This window comes from Sphingomonas morindae (genome assembly GCF_023822065.1).
GTDB lineage: Bacteria > Pseudomonadota > Alphaproteobacteria > Sphingomonadales > Sphingomonadaceae > Solisphingomonas > Solisphingomonas morindae.
On sequence record NZ_CP084930.1, the window covers coordinates 3,366,294 to 3,382,942 of the forward strand.

The following is a 16,649-nucleotide window of genomic DNA, read 5'->3' on the forward strand; positions in this document are numbered from 1 at the left end:
AGCACGGCCCCGGTCGGATCCGGCGACCGGGGCCACGCAAAGTTTCTCAAGCGCAGAACGGCGAGACGGATCCGCCGCCGCCCGACCGAAGACCCGCCCATCTCCCGATCAGTCGTGAAACTCCAGCGCGGCGTAGAAGGCGTATCGTCCCGTCGCGGCGCGATGCTCGATCAGCGGGCCGCCCGAGCCGATCAGCGACCATTTCGGCGCGAACTGCCAGCTTGCCCCGAGGTCCAGGCCGGTGCTCGAGCGGGCATCGAAGGTATCGGCGGTCTGGTGGTAGATTTCGGTGCCGAGCGAAAGCGACGGCGTCACCGCGCGCGTGACGGCCAGCCCGCCGAAGCCGTAATCGCGGTTGCCCAGACCGGGGTTGCGCGTCCAGCCGCCGCCACCGAACAGCGACCAGGCGCCGATATCCTTCTGCGCCCAGATCGGAATGGAGAAGCCGGCCCTGCCCGAACCGAAGCGCCGCCCGGCGGTGGGCAGCTCGATCTTGGGGAAGAGGCTGATATCGGGCAGCCAGCTTCCCGCGCGTTGATGGACCAGGCGGTATTTGGCGCCTAGTTCGGTGTCCGCCACGCCGACATGCGTTCCGGCGCCCGTCTGGCGAGCATAGGCGAGCGACACCACGGCGCTGAGCTGGAGATCCTTCGCACCGCCATAATTGATGTCGAACCCGCTGCCGCCCTGCTCGCCGCCGCGCACTATCGTGCCCGATACGAAGGCATAGCTTTCCCACTTGCCGCGGTCGGTGGGCTCAGGATCGTCCGTGACATAGGGCGGCCCGGCCCGTGCGGGGACACAGGCCGAAACGGCCAGGGCGACCGCGCCGAGACGCTTCAGGCGTATCGGCACGCGCCTGATCGACGGACAGGCGCCCCCCTGTCCGGACCGCCCGGGCCCGGGCCCATAAGGGACTGAACCCACCCGATCTCTCCGCATCACCCGCCGGCACCGCCCGATTTCGACCTAGCGCGGCCGGCTACAAGATTTCGCAAGGCCATGCCACCACGCATGGAATGGCGCGCGTTCACAAGACGTTGGCGCCGGCCTTCTGACATCAATCTGTCACGCAAGGCGACAAAGAAGCGGTCGAAGGGATCGCCACCCATGCACGTGCTCATCGTCGAAGACGATCAGGTCATCGCGGACCATATCGTATCGGGTCTCGGCCATGTCGGCTACCAGGCCACGCTGGCGCGCAGCGGGGCGGAGGCGATCAAGGCCTGGGCCGCCGGATCGCATCAGGCCGTGGTGCTCGATCGCATGCTGCCCGACATCGACGGCATGGCGGTGATCGATCATCTGCGCGCCGGCGGCGCCGACGTGCCGGTGCTGATGCTGAGCGCGCTGGGATCGGTCAAGAACCGGATCGAGGGGCTGCGGCGCGGCGCCGACGATTACCTCGCCAAGCCCTTCAGCATCGACGAGCTTGCCGCGCGGCTCGAGGCGATCGTCCGGCGCGCGTCGCAGCGGGGCGGCCGGAGCGGCCTCAGCATCGGGATGCTCGCGCTCGATGCCAGCAGCCTGCGCGCCACCTATCGAGGCGCCGCCGCGACGCTCAACCGCAAGCAATATTCGCTGCTCGCGCATCTCATGGGGCATGCCGACACGATCGTCACGCGCGCGATGCTGCTCGAAGCCGTCTGGTCCTATTCCTTCTCGACCGCGACCAACATCGTCGAGAGCAATATGAGCCGGCTGCGCACGGCCCTGCAGGAGATCGGCTGCGATCCCATCGAGACACGGCGCGGCGCCGGGTATGTGTTGCGCTCGGATCGATGCGCCTGACCCGTGGAGGCGCGCTGCCGCAGGCACCGCTCGGTCGGCTGGCGATCCAGTTCGGCTTCGCCTTCGCCGCCGCGATGATCGCGATCGGCCTGATCGGCTTCGGCGTCGCGGACCATTGGGTGTCGCGCCGGATCGACCGGTCGCTCGCCTATCACGCCGACAAATATGTCTCGCGGGTCCGGAACGATCCGGCGGCGGACCAGCATCTGCGCGCCGCGATCGACGAATGGCAGCATCGCAAGGTGCTCAGCGAGCGGACCTATGTGCTGTTCGATCGGCACGGCCGACGGATCGCCGGGCGGTTGGACATCGCCCCGCCCCCACCCGGCTTCTCCTCCGTCCGCTTCACGGGCGGCGGCCGTCATCTCGAGGAAGGGCGCGCGCTCGCCAAGACGCTGCCCGGCGGCGGGCTGTTCGTCGTCGTCCAGCACAGCGAGGCCGCCGAGGGGCTGCACGCGATCCTGCCGACGGCGGTGGTGGCGATCTGCCTCGTGGCGCTGCTGCTCGGCGTCTCGGCGACGCTGTTGTTCGCGCGGCTGACCGCACGCCGCCTCGCCGAGACCCAGGCGGCCGCGTCGGCGATCGCGGCCGGCGATCTGAGCCGCCGGATCGCGACCGACCGGCTCGACGGGATGTTCGCCGTCCAGGCCGAGAGCCTGAACCGAATGCTCGATCACATGGAGGATCTGGTGCGCGCGCAGCAGCTCTTCTCGAGCAACCTCGCGCATGATCTGCGCACGCCGCTGATGCGGCTGCGCAGCCTGCTGGACGCGGCCTCGCGCGACGACCGGGCGGCCATCGCCCCCTTGGTGGAGCGGGCGGAGCGCGAATGTTCGTCGATCATCGCGATCTTCGACGCGCTGCTCCGGCTCGCCGAGATCGAGACCGGGCAGCATCCGACCGCCATGGCCCCCGTGGCGCTCCGCCCGCTGCTGGAGGATATCGCCGATACGATGGAGCCGGTCCTCGCCGATCGCGGCGGCGGGCTCGACATCGGGCATATGGCCCCTGTCACCGTCATCGGCGACCCCGATCTTCTCTCCCAGCTGCTCATCAATCTGCTCGAAAATGTGGCGACGCACACGCCGCCCGGAACGCGGGTCACGCTGTCGCTCGAACGCGGCGGCGAGGATGCCGTCATCACCGTGCGGGATGACGGACCCGGCATGGCGTCGGTCGAGTTCGCGCGCGTGACGCGCCCCTTCGAGCGCGGCGCCGCCGCCTCCGACCGGAGGGGCAGCGGCCTCGGCCTGGCGATCGCCAGCGCCATCGCGCGCTTCCACCAAGGCCATCTGACACTCGTCGACGCGGCACCCGGTCTGGCGGTGCGGATCAGCCTTCCCGCCGTAGAGCCCTCCGTGCGTCGCGACGCCATGGCAGCGCTGCAGACCGCCTGATCGCACGCGCCCAACATTACGGATTGGCAACCTCGCAGCCGTGCAATGTTGGCGGCGCTTTTCCACCACAAATGTCACGTGCCGTTCCTACCGCCAGGCCAACAGCTAACGGACTGTCAGGGGAACTCACAAGATGACGGCCTTTACCGGGCAGCGGCCCGTCCGCCTCTTCGCGTCCGCGCTCGCCATGGCGGTTGCGCTCTCCAGCGCGGCGCACGCCGCCGACGCGCCGCCCGCGGCGCCGGACAATGGCATCGCCGAGGGTTCGGATATTCTGGTGACCGCGACCAAGGCGAACCAGATCGCCCCCGTCACCGCCTCGCTTCAGGAAACGCAGCCGGCCTCGATCGTGTCGCGCTCCTTCATCGAGGATTCGCTGCCCGCCAGCGCGGACTTCAACCAGATCGCGCTGATCGCGCCCTCGGTGAGCAATTCGGGGGCGACGAACGGCGTCGGCCTCAACGAATCCAAGACGCAGATCCGCGGCTTCCAGGACGGCGAATACAACATCACCTATGATGGCGTGCCGTTCGGCGACACCAACGATCCGACGCACCATTCCAACACCTTCTTTCCCTCGAACACGATCGAGACGCTGGTGGTGGATCGCGGCCCCGGCAATGCCAGCCAGCTCGGCCAGGCGACGTTCGGCGGCAACATCAACATGTTCTCGCGCGAAACGCGCGCCGATCCGTCGCTGGAGCTGAAGGGCAATTACGGCAGCTTCAACACCTATCTGCTCCGCGGCGTCGCCCAGTCCGGCGCGATCAACCAGCTGGGTGGTGCCGAATTCGCCCTGTCCGGCCAGTATATCAAGACGGATGGGCGGCTGACCTATTCGGGCTACAACCAGAAGAATATCTTCGGCAAGGCGGTGGTCCCCATCGGATCGAGCGTCAAGCTCACGCTATTGTCCACCTACAACAAGAACCATTTCAACCAGCCCGATAAGGATGGCTCGACCCTGCAGGAGGTCGCGGCGTTCGGCAAGAACTACAGCCTGAACAACGATCCGACGAACCTCAGCTACTATAAATACAACGTCACCACCAAAACGACCGATTTCGAGATCGCCAAGCTGGATGCGGAGATCGCACCCAATTCGGTCTTCACCAATACGGCCTATACCTATTATTACGACAATGAGACGCTGAGCGGCGCCAATGCCACGACGCTGCCGACCGGGGTGGTGAACCCGACCGGCGTCGTCCTCGCCGACGGCAAGACCAAGGCGCCCGGCGTGCCCGGCTACACCAAGACCAACAAATATCGCGTCTGGGGCGACATTCCGAAGATCCGGCTGGACTTCGGCTTCGGCGCGCTGACCGCCGGCATCTGGCTGGAGCATAGCGATACCTTTCGCCAGCAGACCGACGTGAACCTGCTCAGCGGCGCGTTCAACTATTCGGAGAAGGTCGTCACCAACCCGGTGACCAAGGCCAAGACGCCGCAATATGTCAAGTTCAACCAGAATTCGCAGGGCAACCACAGCGAGGAATTTGTGGAGCTTGATCTGCGCCCGATCGAGGGCCTGACGATCACGCCCGGCTTCAAGCATGTCGATTTCGAGCGCAAGGTGGATGCGCTCTACAACCAGACGACGCGCTACGCCGAGAATTTCGGGCACGACTACCGGAAGAACCTGCCGTTCGCGACGATCAACTATGCGGTGACGCCGCAGGTCTCGGTCTATGGCGAATATGCCAAGGGCTTCCTCGCGCCGTCGCTGACCGTGCTCTACGTCGCCAGCCCCAACAATTCCACGGTGAAGCCGCAGACCTCGACCAACTACCAGGCCGGCGCGGTCTTCCACGGCTCGCGCCTCAGCCTCGATGCCGATGCCTATTACATCGACTTCAACAACAAGTTCCAGAGCCAGACGGTGACGCTGGCCGACGGCACCACCGACACCGCCTGGTACAATCAGGGTGGCGTCATCTACAAGGGCGTGGAGGGGCAGGCGACCTATGTCCTCGGGCACGGCTTTGCCCTGTTCGCCAATGGCTCGCTCAATTACGCCAAGGAAAAGACCACGCATATCCAGGTCGCCAACGCGCCCAAGGGCACGGCGGCCGGCGGCATCCTCTACAAGGCCGGCCCGATCCGCTTCTCGCTGATCGATAAGTGGACGGGGCCGCAATATGCGATCGCCGAGACCTTCAATCCGGCGACCGGGCTCAACTCTCTGGATCGGCAGGTCAAGATCTCTTCGTACAATACCGCGATCGTGGCGGCGAGCTATGAGTGGCGCAACCTGCGTGTCGGCGTGCAGGTGACGGACCTGTTCAACTCGACCAAGATCACCAATCTCGGCCTCTCCGGGGCGGGCCCGACGGCGACCAGCCTGAACGCCAATGCCGATCAGCTCTATTTCCAGCCCGGCCGCCAGATCAGCGGCGACATCACGGTGCGCTTCTGATGCGTCGCCTCCTGCTCGTCGCCGCGGCCACGATGCTGGTCGCGGCGAAGCATGCACCGGACGGGCCGCTGCTGCTCGGCCCCGCCACGCTCGATCCGGCCTTGCTGCTGCCGCCCGCGCCGCGCGACGACAGCGCGGCCGGCCGCGCGGAGCTGGCCATGCTCCACCAGATCGACCGGACCCGCACGCCGGAGGAGATCGCGCACGCGAAGGCGGATGGCGAGACCAAGAATGTCACCATCTTCGCCGCGGTGATGGGGCCGGGCTTCGATCCCGAGCGGCTGCCCGCGACCAAGGCGCTGTTCCACACGGTGCGCGAGGAGGAGAAGGCGGCGGTCGACCGCGCCAAGGATCATTTCCGGCGCAACCGGCCGTGGATCACCGATAGCACCCTCCATCCCTGTTCCACCAACGACGAGCCGCAGAGCAGCTATCCGAGCGGCCATACCTCGATGGGCTATGCGATGGCGGCGATCCTGGCCCGTCTCGAACCTTCCAAAGCGCCCGCGATCCTGGCGCGCGCCGCCGATTATGCGCACAGCCGGCTCGTCTGCGAGGTGCATTTCCCCGGCGATATCGCGGCGGGGCAGGCCTATGGTATGATGATCGCCGAGCGGCTGATGGCGCAGCCCGCCTTCCGCGCCTCCTTCCAGGCCGCGCAGGCCGAACTGCGCGCCGCGGGCCTCTAAGACGGCATCGGCGGGGTCATCGGCGCGGTGAAAATCGGATCATGGACGCGGCTCGGCGTCGCGGCGTTCGCGCTCATGTCGAGCCAGGCGGTGGCCGCGCCGCAGCCGGCGCACCACCATGCGAAGCGCGATTGCGACGATGACGACGATGGCTGCCCGGCGGCCGCCCGGCCGCCGCAGCCGCGCAGGGCGCGTTCCTCGGCCGCGCCGCAGCCGGCGCATCCTCAGCCGAAACCCGATTGCGACGATGACGACGATGATTGCCCGGTGGCCGCCCGGCCGCCGCAGCCGCGCGAGACGCCGGCCGCCACCCCGGCGCCCGCGCCGCGCGGGGCGGACGCGGCGCTCCCATCGGGTCTGACGCCGCCGGCCATCGTCGCGCCGATCGCCAATCCGCCGGCCGTCGCCGTCAAACCCGCCAAGGACGATGACGATGACGACGAGGGCGATGGAGACGACCGCGCACGGACCGGCGCCATCACCGTCACCGCGCGCCGGCTGGACAGCGCGCGCGCCAGCGTCAACCCGAGCCTCGGCGCGTCGAGCTATGCGCTCAGCAACGATGCCATCGAGAAGCGCCCGGGTGGCGAGGCGGCGAGCCTCGCCAGCGTGCTGGTCCAGATGCCCGGCGTCACCCAGGCCGGCGCGGGCGAAATCCGCGTGCGCGGGCAAAGCGCGCTGCAATATCGCATCAACAACGTCATCGTTCCCGACGGCTTCAGCGATCTGGCGGACACGCTGCGCGCGCGCTTCGCCGATCGGGTCGAGCTCGTCACCGGCGCGCTGCCCGCGCAATATGGCCTCCAGACGGGCGGCGTCATCAACGTCACGACCAAGAGCGGCGCCTATGGCAAGGGCGGCGAGGCGGAGCTGTACGGCGGCACCCAGGGCCGCTTCGAGCCCGCCTTCGATGCGATGGGCGCGATCGGCCGCACCAACTATTATCTTTCCGGCTCCTACCAGCGCGGCGACGCGGCGACGGGCGGGGCCGACGCCTCGGCCAATCCGCTTCACGATCATGGCGAGCAGCTGGATGGCTTCGCCTATTTCGATCGCATCCTCGACGCGCAGTCGCGCCTGTCGCTGATCCTCGGCGCCTTCGACGATCGGCTCGATCTGCCCCATGCGCGCGGGCTCAACGCGGCCAGCTATCGCGACGATGCGCCTTTCGAGCGCCCGCTCACGGTGGCGGGGATCTCCTCCTATCCGAGCGAGGCCTGGGGCGGCCATCAGCGGCTTGGCAGCGACTATGGCCTCCTCTCCTACCAGCATGGCAGCGGCGCGCTGACGATGCAGCTATCGGGCTTTCTGCGCCGCTCCTCGCTGGCGCTGAGGGCGGACCCGATCGGCGATCTGCTGTTCACCGGCCTCGCCAGCTCGGTCACGAGCCGCAGCCTGGCCGGCGGCGTTCAGGCCGAAGCGCTCTATGCCGCCGCTCCGCGCCACCAGATCCGCGCGGGGGTCACCGCCGACTGGTCGCGCGACCGCAGCCGCAGCGCCTATGCCGTGCTTCCCCTCGACGGCGCCGGGCGGCCCGTGTCCGACACTCCGCTGGTCGTGCCCGCCATCGAGCGCGACCGGCGACGCGAGCAGGGGCTGTTCGTCGAGGATGAATGGCGGCCGGCGGACCGGCTCAGCGTCAATGCCGGGCTGCGCTTCGATCATGTCGCGGGGCCGGGCGGCGGCCACGCGCTCGGCCCGCGGATCAATAGCGTGTGGCGGCCCGCGGACGAGACCAGCCTGCATATCGGCTATGCGCGCTATTTCGTGCCCGCGCCCGAAGCGGTGGGGATAGCCTCGGCGCGCGCGCTGACGGGCACGACCGGGAGCTGGCCCACCACGACGGAGACTGCGCCCAAGCCCGAGCGTGACGACTATCTCGACGCTGGCGTGGAGCAGAGGCTAAATCGGCTGACGATCGGGCTCGACGCCTATTGGCGCCGCGCGCGCGATCTGCTGGACGCCGTGCGGATCGGCGCGACCGTGCTGGCGCGGCCCTTTAATTACCGGATCGGACGGGCCTGGGGCGTGGAAACGCGCGCGATCTACGCGGCCGGGCCGGTTTCGGCCTGGGCGAACCTGACGGTCGCCAGCCTGCGCGGGCGCGCGATCGTCACGGGCCAGGCGCCGTTCACCGCGGCCCAGCTCGCCTGGAGCGCGGCGCACTCGATCCGCGCGAACAGCGATCAGCGTCTTTCGGGTTCGCTCGGGCTGACCTGGCGGCACGGACGCCTCCAATTGTCCGGGGACGGCGTGTTCGGCAGCGGCCTGCCCAGACGCTCCGGCGACCTCACGCCCAATGGCGCCAGCGTGCCGGCCTATGCCCAGGCCAATGTCGCGGCGGTCTACCGCCTCGACGGCCTTGGCCGCCGCCCGCTGAGCGCGCGCCTCGATCTGCTCAACATTTTCGACAATCGCAGTGCCCTGCAGGACGGCACGTCGCTTGCGGACGGCACCGCGCAATGGCGCGCGCCGCGCAGCCTGTTCGTCGGTCTGGAGCAGGCATTCTGACCTTCCCCTCCAATATTGGCGTTTGCCAACTTGCCAGCCTCCCGTGGCCGGGCCTACGCCGCGTGCAGCCACGTGCAACCGCAGGAGCAACGGCGATGCGTCTCTTCTCCCGGAAGCTTGGATTGATGGCGCTCTGCCTGACGCTCGCGCTCGAAAGCGCGGCCGCGCCGCCGCGCCCGGCCTTCGTCAAGGCCGGGATCCTCCATGCCGCCGATGATGGCTGGGATATTGCGAGCTGGGATCGGCCGCACGGACGGCTGCTCATCGCCCATGGCAAGGACGTGCTGGTGATCGATCCCGCCCGCCAGGGGCAGGTGCGCGCGATCGGGCGGATCGACCATGCCCATGGCGTGGCGGCCATTCCCGGCACCGACACGCTCCTCGTCAGCAGCGCACGCGATAATACGGTGCGCATCCTGGACGAGAGCAACGGCGCCGAGCTGGCGCGCATTCCGGTGGGTGCCGATCCCGACGCCACGATCCTATCCGCCGACGGCGCCACGGCCTATGTGATGGACTCCGATGGTGGCGCGGTCTCGGAGATCGATCTCAGGCGCCGCGTCGAGCGCCGCCGCATTCCGCTCAAGCCGGGTCTCGAATTCCCCGTGCTCGCCTCCCCCGCCCTGCTCGCCGTCAACAACGAGACCGCCAGCGAGATCGATCTGGTCGACCTCGCCGCGGGACAGGCCGCCGGCCGCATCCCCTTGCCTGGCTGCGAGGGTCCGACGGGGATGGCCTATGATCCCGAGGCCGGGCTGGCGCTCAGCGCCTGCGGCAATGGCAAGGCCGCGCTGGTCGATCTCGAGGCCAGGCGCGTGGTGCGCCTTCTCCCGATCGGGCTCGGCCCGGACACCGCGATCTGGGACGAGGCACACCACCGTTTTCTCATCCCCTGCGGCAAGAGCGGGACGCTCTCGATCATCGACATGGCGGGGCGCACGCCGACCGAAGAACCGGCGATCATGACCGAGCCGAGCGCGCGCACCGCCGCGCTCGATCCGGACACGGGCCGCCTCTATATGCCCGCGGCGCAATTCGGTCCGGCCGTGCCGCCGGCGCGCCACGGGCCGATCGTGCCCGGCAGCTTCCATATCCTCGTGATGGCACCGGGCGCATGACGCGAAAGAGTCTGGGGTGAACGAATGATGGACGACGCGCGCAACACCATGGCCAAGGTTCCGGCGGTCACGCTCGGCTTCTGGATCATCAAGATCCTGTGCACCACGCTGGGCGAAACCGGCGGCGATGCGGTGACGATGAGCTGGCTGGGCGAAACCACGCCGGCGGCCCAGCAGAGCTGGTTCAACGGCTATCTCGTCGGCACCACGCTGTTCGGCGTGCTGCTCGCGGTGCTCGTCTGGCTGCAGGTACGCGCGCGCCGATTCCATCCATGGCTCTACTGGGCGACGATCGTCGCGTCGACGACGGCGGGCACGACGCTGGCGGACTTTGCCGACCGGTCGCTCGGCATCGGTTATCCGGGCGGCAGTCTGCTGCTGCTCGCCTGCGTGCTGGGCACGCTTCTCGCATGGCACCGGACGCTGGGAACCGTATCGGTCGCCTCGGTCCGCGAGCCGCGCGCGGAGCTGTTCTACTGGCTGACGATCACCTTCTCCCAGACCCTCGGCACCGCGCTGGGCGACTGGATCGCCGATGCCGGCCTCGGCTATTCCGGCGGCGCGCTGGTCTTCGGCGCGGCGCTGCTGGTGCTGCTCGCGCTCTATGTCTGGACCGGCGTCAGCCGCGTCGCTCTGTTCTGGGGCGCCTTCATCCTGACGCGGCCGCTCGGCGCCACCGTGGGCGATTTCCTCGACAAGCCCCTCGCGAGCGGCGGTCTCGATGTCAGCCGCCCGATCGCCACGCTCGTGCTCGCCGCCGCGATCATCCTGCTGATCGCGCTGCTCCCGCAACGCGCCGGCGGCCATCCCGGCGATCATGCCCGCTCGGACCTCTGAGGCAGGGGGTCACAGTCTCGGGAGGCGCGCGGCGACACGCGCGCCGTGGCCAGGCGCGCGGGCGGGGATGGTGCGCGACGCGGCGGCGCTGATCCGCTCGAACGTGCAAAGCGCGCGCACGGTGTTCGGGAGCGTGGCGGACGGCGTCTGTCCATGACCCGAGCCCGGCAAGATGGTCACGCTAAGCTATAAAGCCGCCAAGGAATTTACCTCCGAGACACGCTCGAACACCGGCTATGCCCGGCACGGCGCGGTCAAGATCTCGCGCGCCTAGGCGGTGAACGGCCTCACCAATATAGCGCGGTCGGCGCCAACGCGCCGAGCTTCCTCTCGGGCGGCGACCAGCTGGTCGCCGAATATGACGCATCGGGCGCGATGCTCCGGCGCTATGTGCATGGCAGTGATGAGGACGATCCGCTGGTCTGGTACGAGGGCAGCGGCCTTGGCGTCCGTCGCTTTCTCCACGCCGATCACCAGGGCTCGATCGTCGCGATCAGCACACCCGCCGGCGCGCTCGCGATCAACACCTATGACGAATATGGCATCCCAGGCCTCACCAGTCGCGGCCGCTTTCGCCACACCGGGCAAGCCTGGATCCCTGAGCTCGGCCTCTACCACTATAAGGCGCGCGCCTACTCGCCTACGCTCGGCCGCTTCTTGCAGACGGACCCGATCGGTATAAGGATCAGCTTAATCTTTATGCGTATGTCGCAAATGATCCGGTCAATAAGAATGATCCCACGGGCCAGTCGTGGCAACAGGTCTGGGATGTCGTTGCCGGAACGGGCGAAGTCGCTGCTGGCGCTGTCGGCGGTGTTGTAGGTGGGATCGGTCTAGCCGGTAGTGGCATCGCTGAGATCGGTAGCGGCGGTCTGTCTACTCCGATCTCGATACCTGGCGCTGCCGGCTCGATCGGACTGATCACTATCTCAGCAGGAGCTGCTAGTGATGGCGCGCGGCGCATTGAAGGCGCCCTTACCGGCAGTGGAAAACCTTCCACGCTGGAGCCTGGCCCTCATGCCGGAGCGTCGATCCCTGCGAGAGGCCCGGATCGGAATTTCACGCCAGGAGAGCGAGAGCAAATCAACCAGATTGGTCGCGATACCGGTTGTCACTTGTGTGGTTCGAAAGACCCTGGAACACGGTCTGGCAATTTCGTGCCTGACCAGGCGCCGCCATCTGCAACAGCAGCGCCAGGGCAGTCGCAGAATCTATATCCTCACTGCATAAGCTGTAGCCGTCAGCAAGGCGGCGAAGTGAGGCAGCAGCAACCAATTAGGAAGCCGGAAGATGCAAACTGAAATCTCCATTCAGCCAGCTAATTCGATAATATTTATCTCTGACATCGAGTTTATGAACGAGGTTCCTGGCGATCCATCTGGCAATGTCATCACGGCTTCGAAAAAAGCTATTTCGGTATGGACGATGCCGGATATTGACGGACCGACTAAGGTGGGAATCTATAATTTAGATGAAATCGATGATTGTGAATTTGATGGCGAGATTCTTTCTCCATCAGGTGAAATAGTTGTTTCGAGTTCGGAGAAGGAAATCTTCCTTCGGAAGATTGTTGATCAGAATTGGGCTAGAATAAAGATTAAACTAAATGATAAAAAAGAGCCGGATTATATTCGCATAGCCATAGGATAATGCATGATATCCGAATATTATTCGGATCTCATGCGACATTTACAGAATTGTTGACGATAATCATCGTGTTATCTGTGTATTTGTTTTGATCGTGTGCCCGCGTCTCGTCGAGCGCCCCGGCCTGGCTGCCGTCACGCAGCCCGAGGGCCTCGATGAGGCTGGGTCGGCTGTCGGTGTAGAGTGTGGCGCCTGATCGCGCCCTGCTGATCGCGACATAGGCGGAGGTGGCATCGACGGTATTGACGCGGAAGCTCTCCAGATGCGCCATGACCCGATCGGCCGTGGCGCCTTGAGCGCTGTGGATGGTCTGGAGCCAGCCCGGCCGGATGTGGCGATCGGCGAGGCGTCGCAGGTCGAGCGCCTGGGTGGCGCCGTCGGGCATGGCGATCGTCATGCCGGCGCGCTCGGGATCGACGCCGAGCACAGTCGCGACCATGCTGTTGAGCCGCTCGGCCTTGCGGTTGTTGCGGGCGAACTGAACTCGATCGCCGGCCCGAAACTCCACCTGCGTCTCGGTGAACGCCTCGGCATGATCGGCGCCCCATCGGAAGGGGGACCAGAGGACGGCCTTGCCCTTGGGGCCGCGGAGGCGGACGTGGTGCTGGCCGACCTGATCGACAGTGTAGCCGGTGCCGGGCATGATCCCGAGCCGCTTCGATTGCTGTCGAAAGCTGCAACCGCCGCCCCATTCAGCTCCCCGGCGACCTGTACCGGATGCTGGCGTTCGCGGAGAGGTTGTACGCCAGACGCACGGAAGCCCCAGGCCATGAGGTCTGGGGCTTTGGTGGATTTGGTTGCGGGGGCCTGCACTGGACGGCGTAACACTGTTTTCGCCATAGACATATGAGGGGCCTGCTCCGGTGCGGGCCCCCTCACGTCCAGCGTCTCCTACGCTCCACAAATACGGGGCCGGGGGACAGGATGGCAAACTGTCCCTTAACCAGAATCCGCCTTTTCCATGCTGAATGCATGATTGTGCACGAGAATGAGGAGGGAAAATGAGAGAAGTAGCAGGAACGCGCAGCATGCGCGAAGCAGGCTCAGCTGTGGCCCGAAAAGCTCAGGGTGTGATGGAAGTTGGGAAAGTCTGCGCGGCTTAACGGATTGGTAAGCCTTGTCCGGTACTCGCTTTAGCGAAGCTCTTCTTTTTTTCCTCCCTCCTGCCCTGCTCAATCCTGGTTCTTGCAGGCAGAGCTCGCACCGGCGTTACGCCGGTGCGAGCGAGGGGCGCCTGCGACCCGTTCAGGGTCGCAACACGACGACATCGCGCGTGGCCGGCTCGGTAGCCGCGCTCCGAGCCAGCTCCTGCAGGCGGGCGCGAGCGCGCCTGAGGCCAGGCCGCGGGTCCTTCGCGACCTTGCCCGCGCTGTGGGCAAGTTCGTCACGATCGAACCGGATGAACCCGCGACCGCCCTGCCGGTCGACGATGGCGCCAACGCCGTCATCCTCGGGCGCCCAGAGGGCGCCGTTGAGGCGGACGTGAACCATGGGTCCGCGAGGAAAGACGCATTGGACGCCGGTCGGCCCTGCAGCGAGATCGCTGCCGAAAGCCAGATAGACGATGTCGAGGTCAGCAGCACGGGCGGCGCGCCCAAGATCGGCGAACTGCTCCAGGCGCAGGCTGGGTCCTGCGAGGATGGCGAGCTCAGGCGCGGTCTCGCCGCCGGTCAGCAGCTGACGGGCGGCGGCGATGAAGAGCGGCATCGTGGTCATCTTTGTTCCTTCCTTGTTTTCCCTTCACTCCGAAGGGCACTTCCTCTCCTTTCTGATCCTCTGGCTCGGCCGGCGGCGGGTCCGCTGGGCGGGGCGCCTGCAGCGGTTTGTCGGCTGTGATCCGAACAAGGCGGCGAGTGCGCTGCAGTCGGGGTACGCAGGCGCAAAACTGCCGACCCGGTATGGGCTGGTCGCGGCCGCCTGCATGTCGGCTGGAAGGCGGGACAGCCACTGGCTGTGCAGCTGCTCCGTCATGGCCGGCCCGCACCAGTTGGCGACCGTCCGGCCATGGCTGGCGGTATGCCGCCACTGGCGCGTGGTCAGCAGCAGATGCGCGTGCGGCGGAGGTGCCACAGCCTGCCCCTCTGGCGAGGCGTGGATGGCCCATGCGACTGCTGGTCCGTGGCGTGCCACGGCGGCGGCATAGCCGCGCACCATGGTGATCCACTCGGCAGTGGAGGCCTCCGCCGGCAGCGTGACGACGACATGCCAGGCCCGGATCTGATCGTCGCCAAGCTGCTGCGTCGCCTCATCGAGCTCGCGCCACACCCTTCCCTCCTCCTCCGCCCAGGCGGGATGGTTGGAGGGCAGCGCCAGGCCATGGGCGACAAGGTCGGTGCGGTGGCGGTAGTCGACAGGCCCCCGTGCGTCTGTGCCGGCGCTGCGGATGATGTAGAGATAGTTGGCGGTCGCACTGCGATGCGTGCCGCGGCGATCTCCTGGCATGGCCCGCCAGCCCCGCACCGAGATGGGACGAATGGACACGGGGCGGCGGAAATGGAGAGGCAGAGTGTCGGTCATGTTGATGCTTTCAAGACGCGGCAGGCCGAACAAGGCGGCGCACGGGATCAAGGCCGATGCACGCGCGTGCATCGGCGTGGCGATCTGGAAGGAGTGGGTCGTCAGCCGGGAGAGGTTCCGGTCCGCGCCTGCTGCTGGGCGAGCGCCTTCAGCGCGCGTGAAGCGGGCTGGGCATCGTCATCAAAGGCACCAAAGCCGCGAGCCCAGGCCGTCCAGCCTCGTGCCGCTTCGTCGATCAGCTGCCGTTCGGTCAGCTCCGGCTGCGGCATGACGCATGCGAGGAGGCTCGGCACACAGTCCTGCATCTTTCCCTGAGGGCAGAGGCAGGGCATCGCCTGTGCCACGGCTTGGCGGAGGTGCCAGGTCTGCCATCTTGGAAGATCGCGCCAGCGCCCGTTCGTGTCGGCAGCGGCGCCAGCAAGGTTGGGGTAGAGATCAGGCCGGGCGATGGCGGAGAGGCGCTTCGGCACGCTGCCCCAATTGTCGTAGCTGACGATCGCGCCATGGTCGGCCAGGCGCGCCTCAAGCCAGTCGAGCAGGCATTCGGGCAGTTCGCCTTCTCGCAGGGCTCGTGCTTCGCCATCGAAGCGGAAGCCGGCTCCATCGGGCGTCACGTGGAAGAGGCCGATGCCGATGAAGGCGCGCGTGTCCGGGCGAAACTGCATCGCGTAACATGCGCCCATGGTACGGACGGCAATGGCCGTGGCGCGCGGCTCGAAGCCGCGCGGGTCGGTGGTGTCGATGAACATTGAGGTTTCCCGTCAGGATGGAAGCCGGCCGCCACCGGGCGATCAGCTTCGGTTCGTGCGATGTTGGGCGTGTGACAGCGCGCCTCAGGCGCGGGACTGTTCGATGCTGGCGAGGTGGAGGCGGGCTGCGGGGAAGCGCGCGTCGCGAAGCCAGGTGGCGAGATGGCCTTCGATGATCGTGTTGACCTCGCCGCCGAGCGACGAGCGGCATGCGACGCCAAGCATAGCCAGCCGCCACGTGCTGATGACGTCGGTCTCGAGCGTCTGGAGGATCGCGCCGGGGCGACCGGTGCACCAGGCGGTGAAGTGCTCGGTCTCGCCGGATTGCGAGACCGGCATGCCCGCGCCGGCGCACGCAGCGCCGAAGCCAAGTCCACCCCCGCCCCGCTTCCGGGCCGCTATGTCGATGCGCATGCGACCATCGCCACCCTTCAGCGCCCGCACGCCTGCCGACCACGGCGCCATCTCCATGGTCTCGAGGAGGTGACACGTGTCGCCCAGACGATATCCGGCGATGGTGGTGCGGTCGCCGGCAAAGCGGTCGTCGAGCCAGCGCAACAGCCTGTCGTTCGGATCGCTGGCTTGAAGGACCGAGGCGTCGAGCGTGAAGGCGACATGGTCGCCATCGACATGGCCGGTAAAGGTCGCGGCACCGACGATCCTGCGCCGGCTCTCGCCGATGCGGCGACCTATGTCGATGGTGCAGAAGGTGATGGCAGTGATGATCTGGTAGGGCTGCATGGGCAATTCTCATGGAAAGCGCCCGCCCCGCGCCCGGCCCGCGAGACGCGAGACGAGGCAGGTGGTGGACGGGCTTGGGCTGGGATGCACTCCGGACTGCGGAGTGGCGGCACCCGGTGCGTTTCGGCACCGGTGATGAACCTTTGGGCGAGGCTGGCTCTCGCCAACCCCTTTTTCCCATCCTTCGGGTTCATCACTTCTGCACCCTTGATCCTGTTTGCCGGACGGATGAC

The 16,649-nt window shown here is 67.0% G+C and carries 15 protein-coding genes; 9 read left to right on the forward strand and 6 right to left on the reverse strand.

Translation table 11 applies throughout. The features are described from left to right. Nucleotides 1-108: 108 nt before the first annotated feature. Nucleotides 109-855: a hypothetical protein gene (locus tag LHA26_RS16275; RefSeq protein WP_252166618.1), complete on the reverse strand. Its 747-nt coding sequence runs from the start codon at nucleotides 853-855 to the stop codon at nucleotides 109-111. Nucleotides 856-1,110: 255 nt separating this feature from the next. On the opposite strand from LHA26_RS16275, the gene LHA26_RS16280 reads away from it, so the two are divergent. The 9 genes from LHA26_RS16280 (at nucleotide 1,111) to LHA26_RS16320 (ending at nucleotide 12,412) form a co-directional block, all read left to right on the forward strand. After that, nucleotides 1,111-1,791, forward strand: coding sequence for a response regulator transcription factor (locus LHA26_RS16280; RefSeq protein WP_252166619.1), 681 nt, complete (start codon nucleotides 1,111-1,113; stop codon nucleotides 1,789-1,791). Beyond that, nucleotides 1,782-3,188, forward strand: coding sequence for a sensor histidine kinase (locus LHA26_RS16285; RefSeq protein WP_252166620.1), 1,407 nt, complete (start codon nucleotides 1,782-1,784; stop codon nucleotides 3,186-3,188). The genes LHA26_RS16280 and LHA26_RS16285 overlap by 10 nt, the downstream gene beginning before the upstream one ends. A 133-nt stretch (nucleotides 3,189-3,321) precedes the next feature. Further along, nucleotides 3,322-5,607, forward strand: a complete 2,286-nt coding sequence (locus LHA26_RS16290) for a TonB-dependent receptor (protein WP_252166621.1) — start codon at nucleotides 3,322-3,324, stop codon at nucleotides 5,605-5,607. Next, a complete protein-coding gene (locus LHA26_RS16295) occupies nucleotides 5,607-6,296 on the forward strand; it encodes an acid phosphatase (protein WP_252166622.1) in 690 nt (229 codons plus the stop codon). Before LHA26_RS16290 ends, LHA26_RS16295 begins: the two co-directional genes overlap by 1 nt. Nucleotides 6,297-6,323: 27 nt before the next feature. Then, entirely contained in the window at nucleotides 6,324-8,807 is a 2,484-nt protein-coding gene (locus tag LHA26_RS16300; RefSeq protein WP_252166623.1) for a TonB-dependent receptor domain-containing protein, read from the forward strand. Between the two features lie 95 nt (nucleotides 8,808-8,902). Further along, on the forward strand, nucleotides 8,903-9,925 hold the full coding sequence (locus LHA26_RS16305) for a YncE family protein (RefSeq protein WP_252166624.1): 1,023 nt from the start codon (nucleotides 8,903-8,905) through the stop codon (nucleotides 9,923-9,925). A gap of 24 nt (nucleotides 9,926-9,949) precedes the next feature. Beyond that, the gene (locus tag LHA26_RS16310; RefSeq protein WP_252166625.1) at nucleotides 9,950-10,762 is read left to right on the forward strand and encodes a COG4705 family protein; all 813 of its coding nucleotides are present in this window, start codon (nucleotides 9,950-9,952) and stop codon (nucleotides 10,760-10,762) included. A 375-nt stretch (nucleotides 10,763-11,137) separates the two neighbouring features. Then, entirely contained in the window at nucleotides 11,138-11,584 is a 447-nt protein-coding gene (locus LHA26_RS16315) for an RHS repeat domain-containing protein (protein WP_252166626.1), read from the forward strand. Between the two features lie 468 nt (nucleotides 11,585-12,052). After that, entirely contained in the window at nucleotides 12,053-12,412 is a 360-nt protein-coding gene (locus LHA26_RS16320; protein ID WP_252166627.1) for a hypothetical protein, read from the forward strand. Nucleotides 12,413-12,440: 28 nt separating this feature from the next. Here LHA26_RS16320 and LHA26_RS16325 read toward each other — a convergent pair whose 3' ends face one another. The 5 genes from LHA26_RS16325 to LHA26_RS16345 form a co-directional block, all read right to left on the reverse strand. Further along, a complete protein-coding gene (locus tag LHA26_RS16325; RefSeq protein ID WP_252166628.1) occupies nucleotides 12,441-13,052 on the reverse strand; it encodes a hypothetical protein in 612 nt (203 codons plus the stop codon). 602 nt (nucleotides 13,053-13,654) lie between these two features. Beyond that, nucleotides 13,655-14,125 carry a hypothetical protein gene (locus tag LHA26_RS16330; RefSeq protein ID WP_252166629.1) on the reverse strand — a complete coding sequence of 157 codons (471 nt, stop codon included), beginning with the start codon at nucleotides 14,123-14,125 and terminating at the stop codon, nucleotides 13,655-13,657. 24 nt (nucleotides 14,126-14,149) lie between these two features. Then, the gene (locus tag LHA26_RS16335) at nucleotides 14,150-14,998 is read right to left on the reverse strand and encodes a MobA/MobL family protein (protein ID WP_252166630.1); all 849 of its coding nucleotides are present in this window, start codon (nucleotides 14,996-14,998) and stop codon (nucleotides 14,150-14,152) included. Nucleotides 14,999-15,027: 29 nt separating this feature from the next. Next, a complete protein-coding gene (locus LHA26_RS16340) occupies nucleotides 15,028-15,675 on the reverse strand; it encodes a hypothetical protein (protein WP_252166631.1) in 648 nt (215 codons plus the stop codon). Between the two features lie 84 nt (nucleotides 15,676-15,759). Next, a complete protein-coding gene (locus LHA26_RS16345) occupies nucleotides 15,760-16,416 on the reverse strand; it encodes a hypothetical protein (RefSeq protein ID WP_252166632.1) in 657 nt (218 codons plus the stop codon). Nucleotides 16,417-16,649: the final 233 nt, after the last annotated feature.